Below are 21,877 nucleotides of genomic sequence, written 5' to 3'. Positions count from 1 at the left end.
ACCGCATCTACGTGCGTAGAAGCTCTCTGACGCGCCGTCGAAGGAGCAACTCATGGCCAATGTCGTACGCGCCGCACTGGTCCAGGCGACCTGGACCGGCGACACCGAATCCATGATTGCGAAACATGAGGAACACGCCCGCGAGGCGGCCCGCCAGGGCGCCAAGGTCATCGGTTTCCAAGAGGTGTTCAACGCGCCGTACTTCTGCCAGGTCCAGGAGCCGGAGCACTACCGCTGGGCCGAGCCCGTCCCGGACGGCCCGACCGTCCGCCGGATGCAGGAACTCGCCCGCGAGACCGGCATGGTGATCGTGGTCCCGGTCTTCGAGATCGAGGGCGCCGGCTTCTACTACAACACCGCCGCCGTGATCGACGCCGACGGCTCCTACCTCGGCAAGTACCGCAAGCACCACATTCCGCAGGTCAAGGGCTTCTGGGAGAAGTACTACTTCAAGCCGGGGAATCTGGGCTGGCCGGTCTTCGACACGGCGGTCGGCAGGGTCGGGGTGTACATCTGCTACGACCGGCACTTCCCGGAGGGCTGGCGTCAACTCGGCCTGAACGGCGCCCAGTTGGTCTACAACCCATCCGCCACCTCACGCGGGCTCTCCGCGTACCTCTGGCAGCTGGAGCAACCCGCGTCCGCCGTCGCCAACGAGTACTACATCGCCGCCATCAACCGCGTCGGCCAGGAAGAGTACGGCGACAACGACTTCTACGGCACCAGCTACTTCGTCGACCCGCGCGGCCAGTTCGTCGGTGAGGTCGCCAGCGACACGAAGGAGGAGCTGCTCGTACGGGACCTCGACTTCGACCTGATCGACGTCGTACGACAGCAGTGGGCGTTCTACCGGGACCGCCGCCCCGACGCGTACGAAGGACTGGTGCAGCCGTGACCAACCTGCACGACCGGCACAAGGCCGTCATCCCCGACTGGGTCGCTCTCTACTACCAGCAGCCGATCGAGCTCTCCCACGGCGAGGGCCGCCATGTCTGGGACGCGAACGGCAAGCGCTACCTCGACTTCTTCGGCGGCATCCTCACCACCATGACCGCCCACGCCCTCCCCGAGGTCACCAAGGCGGTGAGCGAGCAGGCCGGACGGATCATCCACTCCTCCACGCTCTACCTCAACCGTCCGATGGTCGAGCTCGCCGAGCGGGTCGCGACTCTCTCCGGCATCCCCGACGCGCGGGTCTTCTTCACCACCTCGGGCACCGAGGCCAATGACACAGCCCTGTTGCTCGCGACCGGATACCGCCGCTCCAACCAGATCCTGGCCATGCGCAACAGCTACCACGGCCGGTCCTTCTCCGCGGTCTCCATCACCGGCAACCGCAGCTGGTCGCCCACCAGCCTCTCCCCGCTGCAGACGCTGTACGTGCACGGCGGCGTCCGCACCCGCGGCCCCTACGCCAAGTTGTCCGACGCGCAGTTCATCGAGGAATGCGTCGCCGACCTCGAGGATCTGCTCGGGCAGACCCGCGATGTCGCCGCGCTGATCGCCGAGCCCATCCAGGGCGTCGGCGGCTTCACCTCGCCGCCCGACGGTCTCTACGCCGCCTTCCGCGAGGTTCTCGACCGGCACGGCATCCTGTGGATCTCCGACGAGGTGCAGACCGGCTGGGGTCGCACGGGCGAACACTTCTGGGGCTGGCAGGCGCACGCCGAGAAGGGGCCGCCGGACATGCTCACCTTCGCCAAGGGCATCGGGAACGGCATGTCCGTCGGCGGTGTCGTAGCCCGCGCCGAGATCATGAACTCCGTGGACGCCAACTCCATTTCGACCTTCGGCGGCTCCCCGATCACCATGGCGGCGGGCGCCGCCAACCTCTCGTATCTGCTGGAGCACGATCTCCAGGGCAACGCCCGCCGTGTCGGCGGTCTGCTCATCGAGCGGCTGCGGGCCGTCGGAGCGAGTGCTCCGTCCGTACGGGAAGTGCGCGGCCGCGGCCTGATGATCGGCATCGAGCTGGTCAAGCCCGGCACGGACGAGGCGAACCACGAGGCGGCTTCGGCCGTCCTGGAGGCCGCCCGCGAGGGCGGGCTGCTGATCGGCAAGGGCGGCGGCCACAACACCAGCGTCCTGCGTATCGCCCCACCGCTGTCACTGACCGTCGCGGAGGCGGAAGAGGGGGCCTCGATCCTTGAACGGGCCCTGCACAGCGTCTAGTTCTGCCTACCTCAGCCTCCACTTCAGCCTCCAGTTCAGCGTACGAGAGGGAGCGCACCAGCATGAGCAGCACCCGCACCCTGATCCGCGGCGGTCTGGTCATCACCGCCGCGGACGAGATCCACGCGGACGTACTGATCGACGACGGCCGAATCGCGGCGCTCGCCGCCCATGGCTCAGCGGTGTCCGAGGCATGGACCGCCGATCGCACCATCGACGCGACGAACAAGTACGTCATCCCGGGCGGCGTCGACGCCCACACCCATATGGAACTGCCTTTCGGCGGGACCTTCGCCTCCGACTCCTTCGAGACCGGGACCCGGGCCGCCGCCTGGGGTGGCACCACCACCATCATCGACTTCGCCGTCCAGTCGGTCGGGCACGCCCTGCGCGAAGGCCTGGACGCCTGGTACGCCAAGGCCGACGGCAAGTGCGCCATCGACTACGGCTTCCACATGATCCTCTCCGACGTCAATGAGTCGTCGCTGAAGGAGATGGACAAGCTGGTGGAGGAGGGCATCACCTCCTTCAAGCTCTTCATGGCCTACCCCGGCGTCTTCTACAGCGACGACGGCCAGATCCTGCGCGCCATGCAGCGCTCCGCCACCAACGGCGGGCTGATCATGATGCACGCCGAGAACGGCATCGCCATCGACGTCCTGGTGGAGCAGGCGCTGGCCGAGGGCCGCACCGATCCGCGCTACCACGGCGAGGTGCGCAAGGCCTTGCTGGAGGCCGAGGCCACGCACCGCGCCATCCAGCTGGCGCGCGTCGCCGGAGCTCCGCTGTACGTCGTCCATGTGTCCGCCGAGGAAGCCGTCGCCGAACTGGTGGCAGCCCGCGACAAGGGACTGAACGTCTTCGGCGAGACCTGTCCGCAGTACCTCTTCCTGTCCACGGACAACCTTGCCGAGCCGGACTTCGAGGGCGCGAAGTACGTCTGCTCCACGCCGCTGCGGCCGCGCGAGCACCAGGCCGCGCTCTGGCGCGGGCTGCGGACCAATGACCTCCAGGTCGTCTCCACCGACCACTGCCCGTTCTGCTTCGTGGGCCAGAAGGAACTGGGCCGCGGCGATTTCTCCAAGATCCCCAACGGGCTGCCCGGCGTGGAGAACCGGATGGATCTGCTCCACCAGGCGGTCGTCGACGGACACCTCACCCGTCGCCGCTGGATCGAGATCGCCTGCGCGACACCGGCCCGGATGTTCGGCATCTATCCGAAGAAGGGCACCATCGCCCCCGGCGCCGACGCCGACGTCGTCATCTACGACCCGCACGCCGAACAGACCCTCTCGGTCGAGACCCACCACATGAACGTCGACTACTCCGCGTACGAGGGCAAGCGGATCACCGGCCAGGTGGAGACCGTGCTGTCGCGGGGCGAAGTGGTCATCGACGGGCGGGAGTTCACCGGCCGGGCGGGACACGGCCAGTACACCGCGCGCGGCACCTGCCAGTACCTCATGTAGCCACCTCACTCACCCGGGCACCAGGCACCTTGTCCAGGAACTCATCTAGGAGCGGCCAGGCCATGGACTTCGGACTTGTCCTGCAGACCGACCCGCCGGCCTCGGCCGTCGTCGGACTGATGCGACGCGCGGAACGCAACGGCTTCCGCTACGGCTGGACCTTCGACTCGGCGGTGCTCTGGCAGGAGCCCTTCGTCATCTACAGCCAGATTCTCGAACACACGGAGACGCTCACCGTAGGACCGATGGTGACCAATCCGGGCACCAGGACCTGGGAGGTCACCGCCTCCACGTTCGCGACGCTGAACGACATGTACGGCAACCGCACCGTGTGCGGTATCGGACGCGGCGACTCCGCGATGCGTGTCGCAGGACGCAAACCCAACACCCTGGCCAGGCTCGGCGAGGCGATCGGCGCCATCCGCGATCTGGCCGAGGGCCGGGAAGCCGTCGTCGACGGCCAGCCACTGCGGCTGCCATGGGTGCGGGACGGAAAGCTGCCGGTGTGGATGGCGGCGTACGGCCCGAAGGCGCTGGCCCTCGCGGGCCAACAGGCCGACGGGTTCATCCTCCAGCTCGCCGACCCGTATCTGACCGCGTCGATGGTCACGGCCGTACGCACCGCCGCCTCCGACGCCGGACGTGACCCCGACTCCATCGCCATTTGCGTCGCCGCGCCCGCGTACGTAGGCGACGACCTCGCACACGCCCGTGAACAGTGCCGCTGGTTCGGCGGAATGGTCGGCAACCACGTCGCCGACCTGGTCTCCCGCTACGGCGAGCACTCCGGCCTGGTGCCCGAGGCTCTCACCGCGTACATCAAGGCACGCGAGGGGTACGACTACAGCCACCACGGGCGCGCCGGGAACCCGTCCACGGACTTCGTCCCGGACGAGATCGTCGACCGCTTCTGTCTGCTGGGCCCCGCAGAGGCGCATATCGAGAAGCTGAAGGCGCTGCGCGAGCTGGGCGTCGACCAGTTCGCGGTCTACAACATGCACGACGCGAAGGAAGCGACCATCGACGCGTACGGCTCCGAGATCATCCCGGCACTCAACCGCTGAAAGGTCCAGCAGCCATGACCGCGACCGTCCCGCCCTCCCCGTCCGGGGGATCGATACAGGACATGTCGGGACGCGTCGAGCTCGCGCCCGGCGAGGTCCCCGCCGACAATCGCTTCGTCAACGACGATCTGCTGCCCGTCCCGGTCGCGAAGCGCCGCTGGACGACGTACAACTTCGCCGCGCTGTGGGTCGGCATGGCCCACAACATCCCGTCCTGGCTGCTTGCTTCGGGCCTGGTCACACTGGGGATGGACTGGAAGCAGGCGGTGTTCACCATCGGCCTCGCCAATCTGATCGTGCTGGCGCCGATGCTGCTCACCGGACACGCGGGACCGAAGTACGGCATTCCCTTTCCCGTGCTCGCGCGGGCGTCCTTCGGACTGCGCGGCGCGAATCTGCCCGCGCTGATCCGGGCCGGGGTGGCCTGCGCCTGGTTCGGCATCCAGACCTGGATCGGCGGGCAGGGCATCTTCATTCTGCTCGGCAAGATCTTCGGCGGCTGGGCCAAGGCCTCCGAGGTCGGCGGGCAGCCGTGGACGCTCTGGGTCTGCTTCCTGCTCTTCTGGGTGCTCGAACTCGCCATCATCTTCCGGGGGATGGAGACGCTGCGGCGGTTCGAGAACTGGGCCGCGCCCTTCGTCATCGTCGGCGCGCTGGCGCTGCTGGTGTGGATCACCGTGAAGGCGGGCGGCCTCGGACCGCTGCTCGACCAGCCCTCCAAGCTCGGCTGGGGCGCGGACTTCTGGCCGGTCTTCTTCCCGTCGCTGATGGCGATGATCGCCTTCTGGTCGACGCTGTCGCTGAACATCCCCGACTTCACCCGCTTCGGAGCCGGCCAACGCGCCCAGATCTGGGGGCAGTCGCTGGGTCTGCCGACGACGATGACGCTCTTCGCCCTGCTGTCGGTCTTCGTCACCTCCGGCTCCCAGGCGGTGTACGGGGCGGCGATCTGGGACCCGGTCGAACTCGCAGCCAAGACGGACAATGTCTTCGGACTGCTCTTCGCGCTCGTGACGGTGCTGATCGCGACGATCTCGGTGAACATCGCGGCGAATGTCGTGTCGCCCGCCTACGACCTGGCGAATCTGGCGCCGAAGCTGATCAACTTCCGCAGGGGAGCGCTGATCACGGGCGTTGTCGGCGTGCTGATCATGCCGTGGAAGCTGACCGAGACTCCCGAGCTCTATATCTTCACCTGGCTCGGCCTGGTGGGCGGACTGCTCGGCACGGTCGCGGGCATCCTCATCGCCGACTACTGGCTGATCCGCCGCACCGTCCTCGACCTGGCGGATCTCTACAGGCCCGGGGGCCGCTACTGGTACACCTCCGGCTGGAATCCGCGCGCAGTCGCCGCGTTCGTGGTCGGCGGGCTGCTGGCGGTGGGCGGTTCGCACTCGGAGCAGGGCAAGGGGCCGTTCCCCGAGGACGGGCTGATCCCCTTCCTGAAGCCGCTCGCGAACTACGGCTGGGCGGTGGGGCTGGCGGCGTCGCTGATGCTCTATGTGGTGCTGATGCTGCCGGAGCGGGGCCGTGCGGCGCATTCGGGCGCGTCCGGGGTGTGAGAACGAACCCGCTGCGGGGCGGCCTTGTCGGGGCTCCGCCCCGAACCCCGCGCCTCAATCGCCGGCGGGGCCGGTTTCTGCTCCCGTCGGCCGGGCAGGTCCAGCCTGTCCGGCGTTTGAGGACGAACCCGGCGGCCGGGCGGCCCGGTCGGGGCTTCGCCCCGAGCCCGGGCATCAATCGCCGGCGGGGCTGACTTCGCTTCCCTCAGCGGCTGCCGCGCTGCGCCTCGACGATGTCCCGGACCGTGCGGTCCGCGCCGCTCGCGCGGCGCTGGACGCGCTCGGAGAAGCCAGGGAACTGACCGCCGATCGCGGTGAGCACCTTCATCTCGACCGGTGCGACGTTCACTTCGGCCCGGTTCTGTTCGACGGCGCGGAAGACGCCCGCCACGACCTGCCGGGGTGAGACCGTGCGCAGGCCCGCAGGGGCCTCCGCGCCGGTCGCCGCGAACATGCCCGCGTCCCTCACGAACCCGGGCTGGACGATCGATACGCCGACCCCATGGTCGTGCAGATCCTGGCGCAGTGAGAGTGCGAAGCCGCGCAGGCCGAACTTGGTGGCGTCGTACAGCGCGGAGTACTTCGTCGCCGTCTTGCCCGACATCGAGCCGACGAACGCCAGATGTCCCCGTCGCGCCTCGACCATGGCGGGGGCGAGCAGCCGGGCCAGCATCGCGGGGGCGCGAAGGTTCACCGCCAGGGCACGGTCGATCTGCTCGGGTGTGTAGTCCAGCAGGTCGCCGCTGGAGGGGAGCGCGGCGTTGGCGATCAGGATGTCCGTACCGGCGGCCGCGGCGGCGAGCCGTTCCACATCCGCCGGGTCCGCGAGGTCGGCGACGATCGTGCGGGCCCCGTACCGGTCGGCGAGCGGTTCGAGCGCGTCGGCCCGGCGCCCGGTCAGCACCAACTTCGCACCCTTTTCAGCGAGTTCGGCGGCGAGTGCGCCGCCGATACCGCCGGTGACCCCGGTCAGCAGAACGGTTGCTCCGGTGATGCGCATCTGGTTACCCTCCAGTTCTGTTCGTTCGAACGAACAATAGGGAGGCGGGGCGGTCGTGTCCACAGATGAATTCGCCGGACTGGCGGAACACGTACGGATGTTGAGGGACGGTCGGACCACGTCAGAAGAGCTGGTGACCAGCGCGATCGAGCGTATCCAGGCCAGCCAGAGCACCATCAACGCCTTCCGCTGGGTGCGCGGAGAACAGGCGCTGGTCGAAGCCCGTGACGCGGACCGGCGGTTGGCGGCGGGGGAGCGGCTGCCGCTCCTCGGCGTGCCGCTCGCCGTCAAGGACGACACCGATGTGGCCGGATTGCCCACGCTCTTCGGCTGCGACGGTCAACTCGCCCCGGCCGCCACGGACGGTGAAGCGGTACGGCGCCTCCGCGCGGCCGGCGCCGTGATCGTCGGCAAGACCAACTCCTGCGAACTCGGCCAGTGGCCGTTCACCGAGGGCCCCGCCTTCGGAGCGACCCGGAACCCCTGGTCCACCGACCACACCCCGGGCGGCTCCTCCGGCGGTTCCGCGGCCGCCGTCGCCGCAGGGCTCGTGCCCGCGGCGCTCGGCTCGGACGGCGCCGGGTCGGTCCGTATCCCCGCGGCCTGGTCCCATCTCGTCGGCATCAAGCCACAGCGCGGTCGCGTCTCCCTGTACCCCTACACCGACGCCTTCCAGGGCCTCGCGGTGAACGGCCCGCTCGCCCGCACCGTCGCCGACGCCGCCCTGCTCCTCGATGTGGTGCAGGGCCCGCACCCAGAGGATCTCCACCGGCCGGACGCGATCGACGCCTCCGCCGCCGCCCGCCGGGATCCGGGCCGGCTGCGCATCGCGCTCGCCTGGCGCCCACCGCTGACCCTCACCCGCGCCATGCCCCACCCCGAAGTGCGCCGCGCCGTCACCGCACTCGCCGAGGCCCTCGCCCGCCTCGGCCACGAGGTGGAGGAGGCCAGGCCGCGCTACGGGCTGATCGGCCTCGCCTTCGTGCCGCGCGCCACCGCCGGGATCGCCGAAGTCGCGGCCCTGCACCCCGATCCCGCTCTCCTCGACCCGCGCACGCGCAGCGCCATGCGCAACGGCCGACGGCTCGGCGGCCGTGTGGTGCGGGCCGCCCGCGCCCGTGAGGCGCGTCAGCACCAGAGGATCGGCGCGATCTTCGACAGCTACGACGTCGTGATCACCCCGACCACCGCGGCGCCGCCGCCGCGGATCGGCACCTTCGACCGAATGGGCGCCTGGCGCACCGACTCGACGATGGCGGCCGCGTGTCCGTACGCCTGGCCCTGGAACGTACTGGGCTGGCCCGGCGTCAATGTGCCGGCCGGCCTCACCGCGGACGGGCTGCCCGTCGGCGCCCAGTTGCTCGGGCCGGCCGGCAGCGAGGAGCGACTGATCTCGCTCGCCGCCCAGCTCGAGGCGGACCAGCGGTGGCACGAGAAGCGGCCGCCCGCCCCGGTGATCAGGGGGAGCGTGCCGGTGGAACAATGACCGTCATGTCCAACCCCGCCCGCTCCGCCCCGACCCGGCAGCGCATCATCACCGCCGTCCTGCACATCATCGGCAAGGACGGCGTCGCGGCGGTCACCAACCGGCGGATCGCCAAGGAGGCGGGCGTCTCGCTCGGCTCGGTCACGTACCACTTCGAGACCCAGCACGAGCTGCTGCGCGAGAGCCTGCTGCACTTCGTGCGCGAGGAGACCCGCCGCTTCACCGAGCTCGCCGACCAGTGCCAGAGCGACGGCGTCGATATCGAGGGTGCCGCCGCGCTGGCCGGGCAGGTGGCGGGCGGCACGTCCTTCGACAGCGAGCACATCGCGCCCTTCGAGCTGTACGTCGAGGCCGGCCGGGACGAGCGGCTGCGGGAAGCGGCCGCCGAGGCGTTCGCGGCGTACGACCGGCTGGCGGCGCAGATTCTCACCGGCCTCGGCGTCCCGGACGCCGAGCGTCTCGCCGCGACCACGGTGGCGCTGGTGATGGGCCTGCAACTGCGCAGACTGGCGACGGGCGGGCCGGCCGAGGACCTCGTCGACGCGCTGCTGCTGCTCGCGCGGGGCGCGGTCAGCCACGACGTCGGGCGGTAACCGGCCGCATCGCGGCGCGCGGCATGACCCTGCGGCCGACCTGAGCGAACTCGTCGAGCGTGCCCGCACGAGGGCATTGCGGTCGCCGTGACGCCGGGCGGCGACGAACACCCGCCGGCCCTCGGACATGGACCGTGGCCCGCATCACCGAGACCTCCCGGCCGCCAGGGGTCCGAACGGGACCTGCCGCGCCGGTAGTTGATCGGTTGCCGGACCGGACCGGTCAGTCGCGGTTGAGCACGAGATCCACGACCGGGCGGTACGTGTCATCCTGCGCGCCGCCGAGTGTCGCGTGGGCGGCGATACGGAAGATCAGGGCGCGAACGAGCAGTTGACGCCAGTCGGGCAGATGCGCCCACCGGTCGAGCAGCCCGGGCCCGGCCTCGTACAAGCACAGCGCGTCGACGGCGACGACCGCCGAAGCCCAGGCCGCGGGCCGCCAGTAGGGCGGCCAGTCGATGATCGCGGGCGGCAGGCCGGGCTCGAAGACCACATTGCCCAGCAGATCACCGTGGATGATCTGGGCAGGGGCCGAGACGGGGCGCAGTGCGGCGAGCAGTGGTTCGAGCAGCGGGAAGTCCGGGGCCTGCCGGGTCTCCTGCCAGGCCAGCCGCTCGGCATGCGACCAGGGGTTGTCGCGTACGCCGAGGAACCGCGGCCGGGGCAGGTCCGCCAGTGCCGCGTGGAATGCCTCGCCCGCCCGGATGACGTCGTCCGCGCGGTGCGGGTCGCTGGATCCGCCGATCAGCCGCCAGGCCTCCCAGCCGTGCGCCGCCCAGGATCCGTCGGCCGCCGGGACCGGCCGGGCCACCCGGAAGCCGGGGGTCTCCGGCAGATGGTGCAGTACACCCGCGCGCCACGCGGTCTCCGGCGCCGTCGCAACGGGCTTGAGCACCAGCGTGCCGGAGCGCCAGGCCGAACCCTGGCCGCCGGGGAGAAGGGCCGGCGCTTCGGCTGCGCCGAACGCCGTGAGCACAACGGAAGGCGGGGCAGGGGAGGCGGGGGATCGGCTCATGGACGGGGAGCGTAGGCGGGCAGCCTGCACAGATGCCGAACACTCGCCTCTTACCCGATGAATTCGTGGTGCCTCAGCGAACTCGACTGCGGGCCATGCCGTCTCGAACCGCTGGGGCCCGAGCGCGGCGAACCCGACCTTGCCGCGTGGACGTCGAGCAGCGAGCAGTACGTTCGTGGGTACGGGGCCGCCCCTGGGAGTCTCGACCAGCCGCTCCACGGGCCGTCAGCGCCTGGCCACCGCCGACCGGTTCGCCGGGATCCGCTACCGCTGAGGTTCGGTGCCGCGGTTCAGTACGGGTGCCGGTCGGGCTTCGAGCTCCACGCCTCGTACGCCGCCGCGCCCAACTCGGGGTGGATCTGCTCGATTTGGATCCTGCGCTCGTCGAGGGGCTTCATGAAGTCCTCGTACTGGAAGGCGTCGTCGAATCCGATCTCGCGCGTGGCCTTCAAGTCGCAGCTGAAATAGACGTTGTCGATCCGCGACCAGTAGATGGCGCTCATGCACATCGGGCACGGGGCGCCGCTGATGTAGATCGAGCACCCTTTGAGCATCCGGGCCCTCTCCGGTATCGGGTCGGGAGATCCCTCCGGGCGGTCGATGTATTCCAGCGTGCTCTCGTTCTGGTGCTCCGGGGCTATGGAGGGCGCCTCGGGGTTGAGCCGCTGAACCGCTTTGCGAATGGTCTCCACTTCGGCGTGCGCGGTGGGGTCGCCGGTGAGGAGTACGCGATTCTGCCCGCGGGCCAGGATCTCGCCGTCACGGGTGATGACCGCACCAAAGGGGCCGCCCCATCCCTCTTCCACGGATTCGGTGGCCAGTCGTACCGCCTCGGTCAGAAACTCCTTGTGCCCCATGGCAAACCTCCGCTTCATCGCTCACTGAGGTGGAATCCCCCAATTGTCCGATAACTCCCCTACGTAGTAGGCTACTCCGTATGGGTGTTACTGCAAGCCGGGTCCCGGGCAGCGACGGGGCGACCGTGGTGACCTCCCAGAAAATCCGGGAGGGCCGGGTTGACGCCTATAAGCGCTGGCAGGAGAAGACCAACCACGTAGCCGAGGGCTTTGACGGCTTCGAGGGCGCGGAACTGTATCCACCGGACTCCGCCGAAGAGAACGAGTGGGTAGTGGTCTTCCGGTTCGCCCATGTCGAGCAGCTGACCGCATGGCTGGATTCCGGTGCTCGCCGCGACCTCATGGAGGAGGCGCGCCTGCTGTTCGAGGGTGCCCCGACGCAAGAGGTGCTGGCCGGCGGAGAGCCCGCCCCTCAGGAGCAGGAGGCGGTCACGGCGGTCATCTCCCATTCCGTGCGGCCGGGAAAGGAACGCGACTTCCTGCGGTGGCAGGACAAAGTCCTGAAGGTGCAGGAAAAGCATCCCGGTTTCAGGGGGACCGAGTTGTTCGAGCCGGTGGAGGGAATCCAGGACAAGTGGGTGGTTGTTTTCCGTTACGACACCCGCGACCACCTCGACGACTGGCTCGCCTCCGCCGACCGCGAAAAGCTGCTGGAAGAGGGGAACCAGTACTTCTCCGCGTACGACGTGCGCAAGATCGGGTCGGCGTTCAGCGGCTGGTTCCGCTTCGGGGAGGGCGACGAGGCAGGGATTCCGTCCAACTGGAAACAGGCCATGTCCGTCGTCCTGGCGCTCTATCCGACCGTGATGGTCCTGAATCTGACGGTGGGAAAGGTATTCGACGAATGGGGCATTCCCGGATATCTGGGCCTGTTCATCTCCAATGTGCTGAGCGTTTCCATCCTGACCTGGGTGCTGATGCCGCTCGTCAACAGCGCCCTCGCATTCTGGCTGCTGCCCGACCGGGCACGTTCCGCGCGTACGCATGTGGCCGGCGCCCTGGTCGTGATGCTGTGCTGGGCTGTCTTCCTCTTGATTTTCGGCCTGACCACGGACTGACGACTAGTCGACCAATGGGGTCATCATGGGCGGACGGACGCCGGCGCGGGCTATCGGGGGAGACATCGTCCGGCGGGGCGATCCCGGATACGAGAGCGCCTGGCAGGGCATTTTGTGGAACGGGATCAAGCCCCCGCGCTTTCCGGATGTCATCGTCCGGGTCGCCTCGGAACGCGATGTCCCGGAAGCCGTCGCACTGGCCCGCTCCGAGGGCCTGCGCATCGCCGTACGGTCGGGCGGGCACAGCTGGTGCGGCTCGCCACTGCGCGACGGCGGCATGCTCATCGACCTCTCCGCGCTCGGCCGGACCCATATCGACCCGGACTCCGCGACAGCGACCGTCCAGCCCGCCGCCACCGGCGGCACACTCGCCGCCGAACTCTCCCGCTACGGCCTGGCCTTTCCCACCGGGCACTGCGGATCCGTCGCCGTCGGCGGATATCTCCTCAGCGGCGGCCTCGGCTGGAATTCCGGCGCGCTGGGACCGGCGTGCGCGAGCGTGCGGCAGATCGAAGCCGTGACCGCTGCCGGCGAGGTCGTCACCTGCGACGCGAACGAGAACTCCGACCTGTTCTGGGCGGCGCGCGGAGCCGGCCCCGGCCTGTTCGCGATCGTCACCGGCTTCCGCCTCGCCCTGTACCCACGCCCGGCGGCCATCGTCACGACCACGTACGCCTTTCCACTGGCGGATGTCGTACCCGTGACCCGATGGGCCACCGCGGCGGCCACCGAACTTCCGCCGACCGTCGAGCTGTCCTTCGTACTCGGCACCGCCGACCCGGCCATGTCGGCGGCCACACCGAGGCCCAAGGTGATCATCGTCGCGGCCACCTCCTTCGCGGACAGCCAGGACGAGGCGACCCGCGCCCTCGGGCCGCTGCGGGTCTGCCCGCTCGCCGACCGTGCCATCTTCAGCCAGGCCGACGAACCGACCACCTTCGAGGCCCTTTACGACACCTCCGGGTCCCTGTGGCCGACGGGTCACCGCTGCAGCGCAGACACCCTGTGGTCGGGCGCGGACTACGAGATCCTGCTGTCCAGGCTCGCCCCTGTGGTCGCCACGGCCCCTTCGGAGAAGTCCCTCGTACTCGCCCCCGTGTCACCGGTCTCACAGGAGAAGACCCTTCAGCAGGAGATGGCCTTCTCGGTTCTCGGCGACAGCTATGTCGTCCCGTACGCGATCTGGGACTCCCCGGTGCGCGACGAGGCCAACATCGAGTGGCTGCGCCATGCCATGCGAACCGTCGAACCCCTCGGTACGGGCCACTACATCGCGGAAGCCGACCTCACGGCCGACCCCTCCCGGGCCCGCCGTTCCTTCAGCCCGTCCGACTGGGACCGCCTGGGCCGGCTGAAGGCGCGCTACGACCCCGAGGACCTCTTCTTCTCCTACCTCGGGCGATCGATAACCTGGGCCGCTTGACAGCTCCAAGCGGCGAGGTGACACGCGTTGTTCACGACCCGGCCCACCCTCCAGGGCACTTTCGGCATGGTGTCCTCCACCCACTGGCTCGCCTCGCAGTGCGCGATGGCTGTCCTCGAGGACGGCGGCAACGCCTACGACGCTGCCGTCGCCGCGGGATTCGTCCTGCATGTCGTCGAGCCGCATCTGTGCGGCCCCGCCGGCGAGGTACCGATCATCCTCGCGCCGGCCGACGGCGAGGTGCGCGTGCTCTGCGGGCAGGGGCCCGCACCCGCCGGAGCGAGCGTCGGCCACTACCGCTCCCTGGGCCTCGACCTCGTGCCCGGTACGGGGCCGCTGGCCGCCGCCGTGCCCGGGGCGTTCGACGCATGGATGGTGCTGCTGCGCGACCACGGCACCAAGTCCCTCTCCGACGTGCTGCGTTACGCGATCGGATACGCGGAGGACGGGCACCCGCCCGTCGAGCGGATCGGCGAGACCGTGGAGAGCGTCCGCGAACTCTTCGAGACGGAGTGGCCCTCGTCCGCCGAGGTGTACCTGCCGGGCGGCAGGGCCCCTGCCCCCGGTGAGCTGCTGCGCAATCCGGCGCTCGCCGCGACCTGGCGGCGGCTGATCGCCGAGACGTCCGGCGGCGGGCGCGTCGCCGGGATCGAGGCCGCGCGGAAGGTGTGGAGCGAGGGGTTCATCGCCGAGGCGCTGGTACGCCAGTCCGCCCGCCCCACCCTGGACACCAGCGGCGAACGCCACACGGGCACGCTGACGGCGGCCGACCTGGCCGGCTGGTCCGCATCCTACGAAGCCCCGGCGACGTACGACTGGAACGGCTGGACCCTGTGCAAGGCGGGTGGCTGGAGCCAAGGTCCCGCATTCCTGCAGCAGTTGGCGCTGCTTCCGGAAGAACTGCCGGAGTACGGCTCGGCCGCCTACGTCCATCTGCTCGTCGAGGGCTGCAAGCTGGCCATGGCGGACCGGGAGGCCTGGTACGGGGACGCGGCCGAAGTGCCCCTCGAGGCGCTCCTGTCGGAGCCGTACAACGCGGGCCGCCGCGCGCTCATCGGTTACAAGGCCTCGTACGAACTGCGGCCCGGCAGCCCCGCCGGCCGCACCCCCGTACTGAGCGCGCATGCCGGGGACGCGGCCGGCGGTGAGCCCGGATTCAACCCCATGGGGGTCGGTGAGCCCACCGTCGCCAAGGACGGCGGGACCCGCGGAGACACGTGTCACCTCGACATCGTCGACCGCTGGGGCAACATGATCGCCGCCACGCCGAGCGGCGGCTGGCTGCAGTCCAATCCCGTCGTCCCCGAGCTGGGCTTCCCGCTCGGCACGCGCCTCCAGATGGCCTGGCTCGACCCCGGCCTGCCCAACACCCTCACCCCGGGCCGCCGGCCCCGCACCACCCTCACGCCCTCGCTCGCACTGCGCGACGGCGTGCCGGTGATGGCCTTCGGAACGCCCGGCGGCGACCAGCAGGACCAGTGGCAGCTGCACTTCTTCCTGGCCGTGGCGCTCCGTCCGCCGGTACGCGGCGGGCTCGACCTGCAGGGCGCGATCGACGCGCCGGGCTGGCACAACGACAGTTTTCCGAGCTCCTTCCACCCACGTGGTACGCGGCCGGGCAGCGTGACCGTCGAATCCCGGACGGACCCTGATGTGATCACGGAGCTGCGGCTCCGTGGTCACGATGTGACGGTCGGTGACGGCTGGTCGGAGGGCAGGCTGTGCGCGGTCGCCCGGGACCCGCGTACGGGCGTGCTGTCGGCCGCGGCGAACCCGAGGGGAATGCAGGGTTACGCGGTGGGGCGCTGAGCGGACAGCGCGATGTCAGCGGGCCGTGCTTAGCTGGAAACATGATCGATGACTTTTTGAACGGTGATCTGTCCGACGTCGAGGAGGCGGTCCGCAAGGCGGCCGCCACCGAGATCACGCCGCGATTCCGGCAGCTTGCCGCGCACGAGATCGTCGAGAAGAGCGGTCCGCACGACCTGGTGACGACCGCGGACCGGCTCGCCGAGGAGCACCTCGCCGCGTCACTGACCGCGCTGCTCCCCGGCTCCGTGGTGGTCGGCGAGGAAGCGGTGCACGCGGATCCTTCCGTGTACGAGGCGCTGCGTGGTGACGCGCCCGTGTGGATCGTCGACCCGGTCGACGGCACCCGGCAGTTCGTCCGCGGTGAGGCGGGTTTCTGCACGCTGGTCGCCCTCGCCCAGCACGGCGAGGTGCTCGCCTCCTGGACGTACGCCCCGGTGCTGGAGGAGATGGCGATCGCGCTGCGGGGCGGCGGCGCCCGGCTCAACGGCGCGCCCATACGCTCGGGCTCGCCCGCCCCGGGCGCGGTGATCGAGGTGGCCATGTCCCACCCGGACTACACGAGCCCGGACCAGAAGAGCGCACTTCTGGGCCTGGACGTGCCCGGAGTGCACGGTCGTCCCTGCGGTTCGGCGGGCCTGGAGTATCTGGCTGTTGCCCGGGGCGAACTGGACGCCATTGCCTTTTCCTGGGAGAACGCATGGGACCACGCGGCGGGGCTCCTTCTGGTGACGGAGGCGGGCGGAGCGCAGACGACGGTGGCGGGCGAACCCTTCCGCATCGTGGGCGGCAATGCTCTCCCGTTCACGGCGGCGCGGGACGCGGACACGGCACGCCGGGTACGGAGCCTGTTGCTGGGATGAGGGGGCGGTCGAGCTGACGCCCGTATGGCTACCGCCGCCCCTACTGTCGGTGCCCGGGAATATCCTGGGGACCTTGGCCATCGGCTGACAAAGGAGTCCGAAGGTGCCGTCGATGCTCGATGCCGTCGTCGTGGGGGCGGGACCTAACGGACTGACCGCCGCCGTGGAACTGGCCCGCCGGGGCTTCTCCGTGGCGGTGTACGAGGCCATGGAGACGGTCGGCGGGGGCGCGAGGACCGAAGAGCTCACCCTCCCCGGCTTCCGCCACGACCCGTGCTCAGCCGTCCACCCGCTCGGCGCAGGCTCGCCCGCCTTCGCCGCCATGCCCCTGGCCCGGCACGGCCTCGAGTGGTTGCATCCCGAACTACCTTTGGCCCACCCCTTCCCCGACGGCACGGCCGCCGTGCTGAGCCGCTCGGTCGGGGAGACCGCCATGTCCTTCGGTGCCGGCGACGCCGGAGCGTACCGACGCCTCGTCGCCCCCTACATCGGCCACTGGGAAAGCCTCGCCGCCGACCTGCTGCGCACGCCCTGGGACGGGTTGCCCCGGGACCCGTACCGCTTCGCCCGCTTCGGGCTGACCGCGCTGCAGCCCGCCGACTGGCTGTCGCGCCGCTTCGAGGGCGAGCGGGCTCGCGGCCTGTTCGCCGGGCTCGCCGCCCACGCCATCGCCCCCACCAGCGGGCTCGCCACCGGCGGCGTCGCCCTGATGTTCGCGCTCGCCGCCCATGAGGTGGGGTGGCCGGTGCCGCGTGGCGGTTCGCAGGCGATCTCCGACGCGCTCGCCTCCTATCTGCGCGAACAGGGTGGCGTGATCCACACCGGCACGGAGGTGAAGCGGCTGGACGAGCTGCCTCCGGCCCGCGCGTACGTCTTCGACACCTCGCCGACCGCGCTCGCCCGGATCGCCGACCTCGGCCAGGCGTACAAGCACTACCGGTACGGCCCCTCGGCTTTCAAGATCGACTATGCGCTGTCGGGGCCGGTGCCCTGGACCGCAGAGGAGGCCCGCGCGGCGGGCACCGTCCACCTCGGCCCCACGGCCGGTGAGATCGAGGCGGCCCTGGCCGCCGCCGTCGGGGGCCGCGACCCCGAGGTCCCCTTCCTGATCACCGCCCAGCCGAGCATGATCGACCCGTCCAGGGCCCCCGCCGGCAAGCATGTCCTGTGGGCGTACGGCCATGTGCCGGCCGGGTGGGAGGGGGACGCCACCGAGGTCATCGAGCGGCAGCTGGAGCGCTTCGCGCCCGGTTTCCGCGATCTCGTGCTGGCCCGCGCCGTCGCCGGCCCGCCCCGGATCGCCCGGCGCAACGCCAATTACGTCGGCGGCGACATCGCCTGCGGTGCCTATGCCGGACTCCAGACGCTGATCCGGCCCAAGCTCGCCCGTGTCCCGTACGCCACCAGTCACCCCGCCGTATTCCTCTGCTCCTCCGCGACCCCGCCGGGCCCAGGTGTGCACGGCATGTCCGGCCACCACGCGGCGAAGGCGGTGTGGCGCCGCCTCCGCGCGGCCCGCTGAACCGGCGCATCATGGCCGTATGACACAGCACGACCCGGCCATCACCCTCGTACGCGGCGACATCACCCAGCAGCGGGTCGACGCCATCGTCAACGCCGCCAATTCATCGCTGCTCGGCGGCGGTGGCGTCGACGGGGCGATCCACCGGCGCGGCGGCCCGGAGATCCTGGCCGAGTGCCGCGCCCTGCGCGCCTCGCGTTACGGCAAGGGGCTGCCCACCGGCCAGGCCGTCGCCACCACCGCGGGCAACCTCGACGCCGGCCATGTGATCCATACGGTGGGCCCCGTCTGGTCCCGCGAGGAGGACAGGTCCGCCCTCCTCGCCTCCTGCTACCGCGAATCGTTGCGCGTGGCGGCCGAGTTGGGAGCCGAGACCGTCGCCTTCCCCGCCATCTCGACCGGCATCTACGGCTGGCCGATGGACGACGGGGCGCGCATAGCGATCCGCACGGTCCGCGCGGCGGCCCCCACGACGATCACCGAGGTGCGGTTCGTGCTCTTCGATGAACATGCGTACAAGGAGTTCGCGACGGCCCTGGCAGCGCAAGGATGACGTCGTTTTCTCGCTAGCTCCAGCCGTTCGGCATCCCCGATGCTTGACCCATGCACACCGACACCGAGCGCTGCGTACGTGCCGTCCGGTCGAAGGACGCCCGATTCGACGGCTGGTTCTTCACGGCCGTACTGACGACCCGGATCTACTGCCGCCCCAGCTGCCCGGTGGTGCCGCCGAAGGTCGAGAACATGACCTTCTACCCGAGCGCCGCCGCCTGCCAGCAGGCCGGATTCCGGGCCTGCAAGCGCTGCCGCCCGGACACCAGCCCGGGCTCGCCGGAGTGGAACGCCCGCGCCGACGCCGTCGCACGCGCCATGCGGCTCATCCGTGACGGGGTCGTCGACCGCGAAGGCGTACCCGGCCTCGCCGCCCGCCTCGGCTACTCCACCCGGCAGATCGAGCGCCAGCTCCTCGCCGAGCTGGGAGCGGGCCCGCTCGCCCTGGCCCGCGCCCAGCGCGCCCAGACCGCCCGCCTCCTCATCGAGACCACCGGCCTCCCCATGGCCCAGGTCGCCTTCGCGGCCGGTTTCTCCTCCATCCGCACCTTCAACGACACCGTTCGCGAGGTGTTCGCGCTGGCCCCGAGCGGACTGCGTACCCGCGCCGCGCGCAGCAAGTCCGCTCCACCGCGGACTCCCGGCGTGATCGCACTGCGCCTGCCGTACCGCGCGCCGCTCAACCCCAGCAACCTCTTCGGGCATCTCGCCGCGACCGGTGTCCCCGGCGTCGAGGAGTGGCGCGACGGTGCGTACCGCCGCACCCTGAGCCTCCCGTACGGCCACGGCATCGTCGCCCTCACCCCGCGGCCCGACCACATCGCCTGCCGGCTCTCCCTCACCGACCTGCGCGACCTCACCATCGCGATCAGCCGCTGCCGCTGGATGCTCGACCTCGATGCCGACCCGGTCGCCGTCGACGAGCAGCTTCGCAGGGACGGGCTGCTCGCCCCGCTGGTCGACAAGGCGCCCGGCCGGCGGGTGCCGCGGACCGTGGACGCCGCGGAGTTCGCGGTACGGGCGGTGCTCGGCCAGCAGGTCTCGACGGCCGCCGCCCGCACCCACGCCGGCCGGCTGGTCACCGCGCACGGCCGGGCGGTCGACGACCCCGAGGGCGGCCTCACCCATCTCTTCCCGTCCTCCGAGGCACTGGCCGCGCTGGACCCGGAAACCCTGGCGCTGCCCCGCAGCCGCCGCACCACGCTGACGACCCTCGTCGGCGCGCTCGCCGGCGGCTCGCTGCGGCTCGGCCCGGACAGCGACTGGGAGCAGGCCCGCGCCCAGCTGACCGAGCTGCCCGGATTCGGCCCCTGGACGGTCGAGGTGATCGCGATGCGCGCCCTCGGCGACCCCGACGCCTTCCTGCCCGGAGACCTCGGGATGCGGCGCGCGGCGGCTGAACTCGGTCTGCCCTCGACCCCGGCCGCGCTCACCGAGCGCGCCGCGGCCTGGCGCCCCTGGCGGGCGTACGCCGTCCAGTACCTCTGGGCCACCGACGGCCATGCCATCAACCACCTCCCCGCGTAAGGAAGTTCACCCATGACCAAGCGGCACACGGTCGTCGACAGCCCCTACGGCCCGCTGACCCTGGTGGCCACCGACGGGGTGCTGAGCGGCCTCTATATGGTCCAGCAGCGCCACCGCCCGGACGAGGAGACCTTCGGAGAACCCGATCCCGCGCCGTTCACCGGGACGATCCGGCAGCTCGATGCGTACTTCGCCCGCGAGCTGACGGAGTTCGACCTGCCGGTGCGGCTGGCCGGTACGCCCTTCCAGCGCGCGGTCTGGGACCAGTTGCGGCAGATCCCGTACGGCGAGACACGTACGTACGGCGAGCTGGCGGAGGCGCTCGGCAGCCCCGGCGCCTCCCGGGCGGTGGGACTGGCCAACGGCAAGAACCCGATCGGGATCATCGTGCCGTGCCACCGGGTCATCGGTTCGACGGGCAGCCTGGTCGGCTACGGCGGCGGACTCGACCGCAAGCAGCGGCTGCTGGCGTTCGAGTCCGGCATGCCGGACGACGTGCTGTTCTGATGTTCAGGCCCGTCCGATGTTCAAGCCCGTCCGGCGATTGAGGACGACCGGCTGCCGGGCGGGCCCGGTGACCAACGAGACTCCGGACGCACCGGACTACGCAAGCCGCTTCAGCAGCGCCGGCAGGCTCGTGCCGATCGGCTCGCGCACGATCTCGTCCGCCAGTTCGTCGTACGGCGTCGGCTCCGCGTTCACGATGGCGAGCCGCGCCCCGTGCTCCGCCGCGATGCCCGCCAGCGAGGCGGCAGGCTGGACCTGCAGGCTCGTACCGACCGCGATGAAGACCTCGCACGCCTTCGCGATCCCCATCGCCTCGGCCAGCACCGCCGGGTCGAGCCGCTGCCCGAACATCACCGTCGCGGACTTCAGGATCCCACCGCACGCCAGGCACGGCGGGTCCTCCTCGCCCGCCTCGACCCGGGCCAGCGCGTCCTTCATCGAGGAGCGGGCCTGGCAGCGCGTGCAGACCACCGTCCGTGCCGTGCCGTGCAGTTCGAGCACCTTGCGGGCGGGCATGCCCGCCAACTGGTGCAGTCCGTCGACGTTCTGGGTGATCACCCGGACGGCGAACCCGGGCTTCCGGTCCAGCTCGGCGACGGCATGGTGTGCGGAGTTCGGCTCGGCGCGCCAGGTCGTGCTTTCGCGCCGCATCACCCAGGAGCGGCGGCGGATCTCCGGATCGGCCATGTAGTACTCGTACGTGACGAGCTTCTCGGCCTCCGGATCGCGCCGCCACAGACCGTCCGGCCCGCGGTAGTCGGGGATGCCGGAGTCCGTGGAGATGCCGGCGCCGCTGAGGATCGCGACGAGAGTCATGTGGCGAGCCTACGCAGCGGTCCCTCGCGGCGGCGAGCCGATATTGACCGCCCTGGAGCAGCCCGACGGTCCGCGCGGTCAGGCGGGCCGCTGCCCGTTCTCCAGCTCCACCGTCCCGCTGCCCGTCTCCAGAGCGTCGAGAGCGGCCAGCACCCGGTGGCCCAGCGACCCCGGAAGGTACTCGCGGATCTCGTCACGGGGCACCAGCCGCCAGGAAACCAGCTCCTCCTCCTGCAGCCGGATCGCCGTGAACTGCGCCTCGGTCAGCACCCCGCCGTCGTACACATACGCGGCGATGGGCGGCCTCGCCTCGCCGGGCACCCAGTCGACCGCCAGCAGTGCGCCCGGCTCCACATCGAGCCCGATCTCCTCGAGCGTCTCCCGCCGCGCCGCCTGTCGCGGGGTCTCGCCCCGGTCCGACTCGATGGTTCCGCCCGGCAGCGCCCAGCCGGCACGGTAGTTGGGTTCGACGATCAGCACACGCCCCTGGCCGTCACGGATGAGAGCGGCGGCGCCGGCGAGGATGCGGGGCAGGGAGGCGATGTACGTGGCGTAGTCAGGAGTGGTCACTCGGGGAAGCGT

The 21,877-nt window shown here is 70.6% G+C and carries 20 protein-coding genes; 15 read left to right on the top strand and 5 right to left on the bottom strand.

All coding sequences use genetic code 11. The annotated features are described in order from the left end of the window. Positions 1-52 precede the first annotated feature (52 nt). From ACWDZ6_RS07690 to ACWDZ6_RS07670, 5 genes are all read left to right on the top strand, one after another. The gene (locus ACWDZ6_RS07690) at positions 53-895 is read left to right on the top strand and encodes a nitrilase-related carbon-nitrogen hydrolase (protein ID WP_389181073.1); all 843 of its coding nucleotides are present in this window, start codon (positions 53-55) and stop codon (positions 893-895) included. Next, a complete protein-coding gene (locus ACWDZ6_RS07685) occupies positions 892-2,172 on the top strand; it encodes an aspartate aminotransferase family protein (protein ID WP_451502130.1) in 1,281 nt (426 codons plus the stop codon). Before ACWDZ6_RS07690 ends, ACWDZ6_RS07685 begins: the two co-directional genes overlap by 4 nt. A gap of 62 nt (positions 2,173-2,234) precedes the next feature. Then, positions 2,235-3,641, top strand: a complete 1,407-nt coding sequence (hydA, locus tag ACWDZ6_RS07680) for a dihydropyrimidinase (protein ID WP_451502129.1) — start codon at positions 2,235-2,237, stop codon at positions 3,639-3,641. Positions 3,642-3,703: 62 nt separating this feature from the next. Further along, the gene (locus tag ACWDZ6_RS07675; protein ID WP_451502128.1) at positions 3,704-4,705 is read left to right on the top strand and encodes a TIGR03842 family LLM class F420-dependent oxidoreductase; all 1,002 of its coding nucleotides are present in this window, start codon (positions 3,704-3,706) and stop codon (positions 4,703-4,705) included. 14 nt (positions 4,706-4,719) lie between these two features. Next, the gene (locus ACWDZ6_RS07670; RefSeq protein ID WP_451502127.1) at positions 4,720-6,267 is read left to right on the top strand and encodes an NCS1 family nucleobase:cation symporter-1; all 1,548 of its coding nucleotides are present in this window, start codon (positions 4,720-4,722) and stop codon (positions 6,265-6,267) included. A 205-nt stretch (positions 6,268-6,472) separates the two neighbouring features. On the opposite strand, the gene ACWDZ6_RS07665 is transcribed toward ACWDZ6_RS07670, so the two are convergent. Next, on the bottom strand, positions 6,473-7,267 hold the full coding sequence (locus tag ACWDZ6_RS07665) for an SDR family NAD(P)-dependent oxidoreductase (RefSeq protein WP_451502126.1): 795 nt from the start codon (positions 7,265-7,267) through the stop codon (positions 6,473-6,475). A 97-nt stretch (positions 7,268-7,364) separates the two neighbouring features. Here ACWDZ6_RS07665 and ACWDZ6_RS07660 point away from each other — a divergent pair, with 97 nt between their 5' ends. Together ACWDZ6_RS07660 and ACWDZ6_RS07655 are read left to right on the top strand one after the other, a co-directional pair. After that, positions 7,365-8,753 (top strand): amidase, encoded by a 1,389-nt coding sequence (locus tag ACWDZ6_RS07660; RefSeq protein WP_451502338.1) that lies wholly within the window; start codon positions 7,365-7,367, stop codon positions 8,751-8,753. A gap of 5 nt (positions 8,754-8,758) precedes the next feature. After that, positions 8,759-9,346: a TetR/AcrR family transcriptional regulator gene (locus tag ACWDZ6_RS07655; RefSeq protein WP_326653611.1), complete on the top strand. Its 588-nt coding sequence runs from the start codon at positions 8,759-8,761 to the stop codon at positions 9,344-9,346. A gap of 223 nt (positions 9,347-9,569) precedes the next feature. Here ACWDZ6_RS07655 and ACWDZ6_RS07650 read toward each other — a convergent pair whose 3' ends face one another. After that, a complete protein-coding gene (locus tag ACWDZ6_RS07650; RefSeq protein WP_451502125.1) occupies positions 9,570-10,361 on the bottom strand; it encodes a TIGR02569 family protein in 792 nt (263 codons plus the stop codon). Between the two features lie 290 nt (positions 10,362-10,651). Then, on the bottom strand, positions 10,652-11,218 hold the full coding sequence (locus ACWDZ6_RS07645) for a nucleoside deaminase (RefSeq protein ID WP_451502124.1): 567 nt from the start codon (positions 11,216-11,218) through the stop codon (positions 10,652-10,654). 125 nt (positions 11,219-11,343) lie between these two features. Here ACWDZ6_RS07645 and ACWDZ6_RS07640 point away from each other — a divergent pair, with 125 nt between their 5' ends. The 8 genes from ACWDZ6_RS07640 to ACWDZ6_RS07605 all read left to right on the top strand — a co-directional run bounded on the left by ACWDZ6_RS07640 (position 11,344) and on the right by ACWDZ6_RS07605 (position 20,479). Then, complete coding sequence (locus tag ACWDZ6_RS07640; protein WP_451502123.1) at positions 11,344-12,276, top strand: antibiotic biosynthesis monooxygenase; 933 nt, start codon at positions 11,344-11,346, stop codon at positions 12,274-12,276. A 25-nt stretch (positions 12,277-12,301) separates the two neighbouring features. Then, positions 12,302-13,699, top strand: a complete 1,398-nt coding sequence (locus ACWDZ6_RS07635; RefSeq protein ID WP_451502122.1) for an FAD-binding oxidoreductase — start codon at positions 12,302-12,304, stop codon at positions 13,697-13,699. Between the two features lie 27 nt (positions 13,700-13,726). Next, positions 13,727-15,508 (top strand): gamma-glutamyltransferase family protein, encoded by a 1,782-nt coding sequence (locus ACWDZ6_RS07630; protein WP_451502121.1) that lies wholly within the window; start codon positions 13,727-13,729, stop codon positions 15,506-15,508. A 41-nt stretch (positions 15,509-15,549) separates the two neighbouring features. Then, positions 15,550-16,371: an inositol monophosphatase family protein gene (locus ACWDZ6_RS07625; RefSeq protein WP_389181053.1), complete on the top strand. Its 822-nt coding sequence runs from the start codon at positions 15,550-15,552 to the stop codon at positions 16,369-16,371. 103 nt (positions 16,372-16,474) lie between these two features. Further along, positions 16,475-17,893, top strand: a complete 1,419-nt coding sequence (locus tag ACWDZ6_RS07620) for a phytoene desaturase family protein (RefSeq protein ID WP_451502120.1) — start codon at positions 16,475-16,477, stop codon at positions 17,891-17,893. A 19-nt stretch (positions 17,894-17,912) separates the two neighbouring features. After that, positions 17,913-18,446 carry an O-acetyl-ADP-ribose deacetylase gene (locus ACWDZ6_RS07615; RefSeq protein WP_451502119.1) on the top strand — a complete coding sequence of 178 codons (534 nt, stop codon included), beginning with the start codon at positions 17,913-17,915 and terminating at the stop codon, positions 18,444-18,446. A 50-nt stretch (positions 18,447-18,496) separates the two neighbouring features. Beyond that, positions 18,497-19,972, top strand: a complete 1,476-nt coding sequence (locus ACWDZ6_RS07610; protein WP_451502118.1) for an AlkA N-terminal domain-containing protein — start codon at positions 18,497-18,499, stop codon at positions 19,970-19,972. Positions 19,973-19,984: 12 nt separating this feature from the next. After that, positions 19,985-20,479 (top strand): methylated-DNA--[protein]-cysteine S-methyltransferase, encoded by a 495-nt coding sequence (locus tag ACWDZ6_RS07605; RefSeq protein ID WP_451502117.1) that lies wholly within the window; start codon positions 19,985-19,987, stop codon positions 20,477-20,479. 96 nt (positions 20,480-20,575) lie between these two features. On the opposite strand, the gene ACWDZ6_RS07600 is transcribed toward ACWDZ6_RS07605, so the two are convergent. Both ACWDZ6_RS07600 and ACWDZ6_RS07595 read right to left on the bottom strand, forming a co-directional pair. After that, positions 20,576-21,295, bottom strand: coding sequence for an SIR2 family NAD-dependent protein deacylase (locus ACWDZ6_RS07600; protein ID WP_451502116.1), 720 nt, complete (start codon positions 21,293-21,295; stop codon positions 20,576-20,578). A gap of 78 nt (positions 21,296-21,373) precedes the next feature. Next, on the bottom strand, positions 21,374-21,865 hold the full coding sequence (locus tag ACWDZ6_RS07595; protein WP_451502115.1) for an NUDIX domain-containing protein: 492 nt from the start codon (positions 21,863-21,865) through the stop codon (positions 21,374-21,376). Positions 21,866-21,877 lie beyond the last annotated feature (12 nt).

The sequence above is a fragment of the Streptomyces sp. NPDC002926 genome (assembly GCF_053591755.1).
The sequence above is the reverse complement of the archived record's forward strand: the minus strand, read 5'-3'. Positions and strand labels throughout refer to the sequence as shown.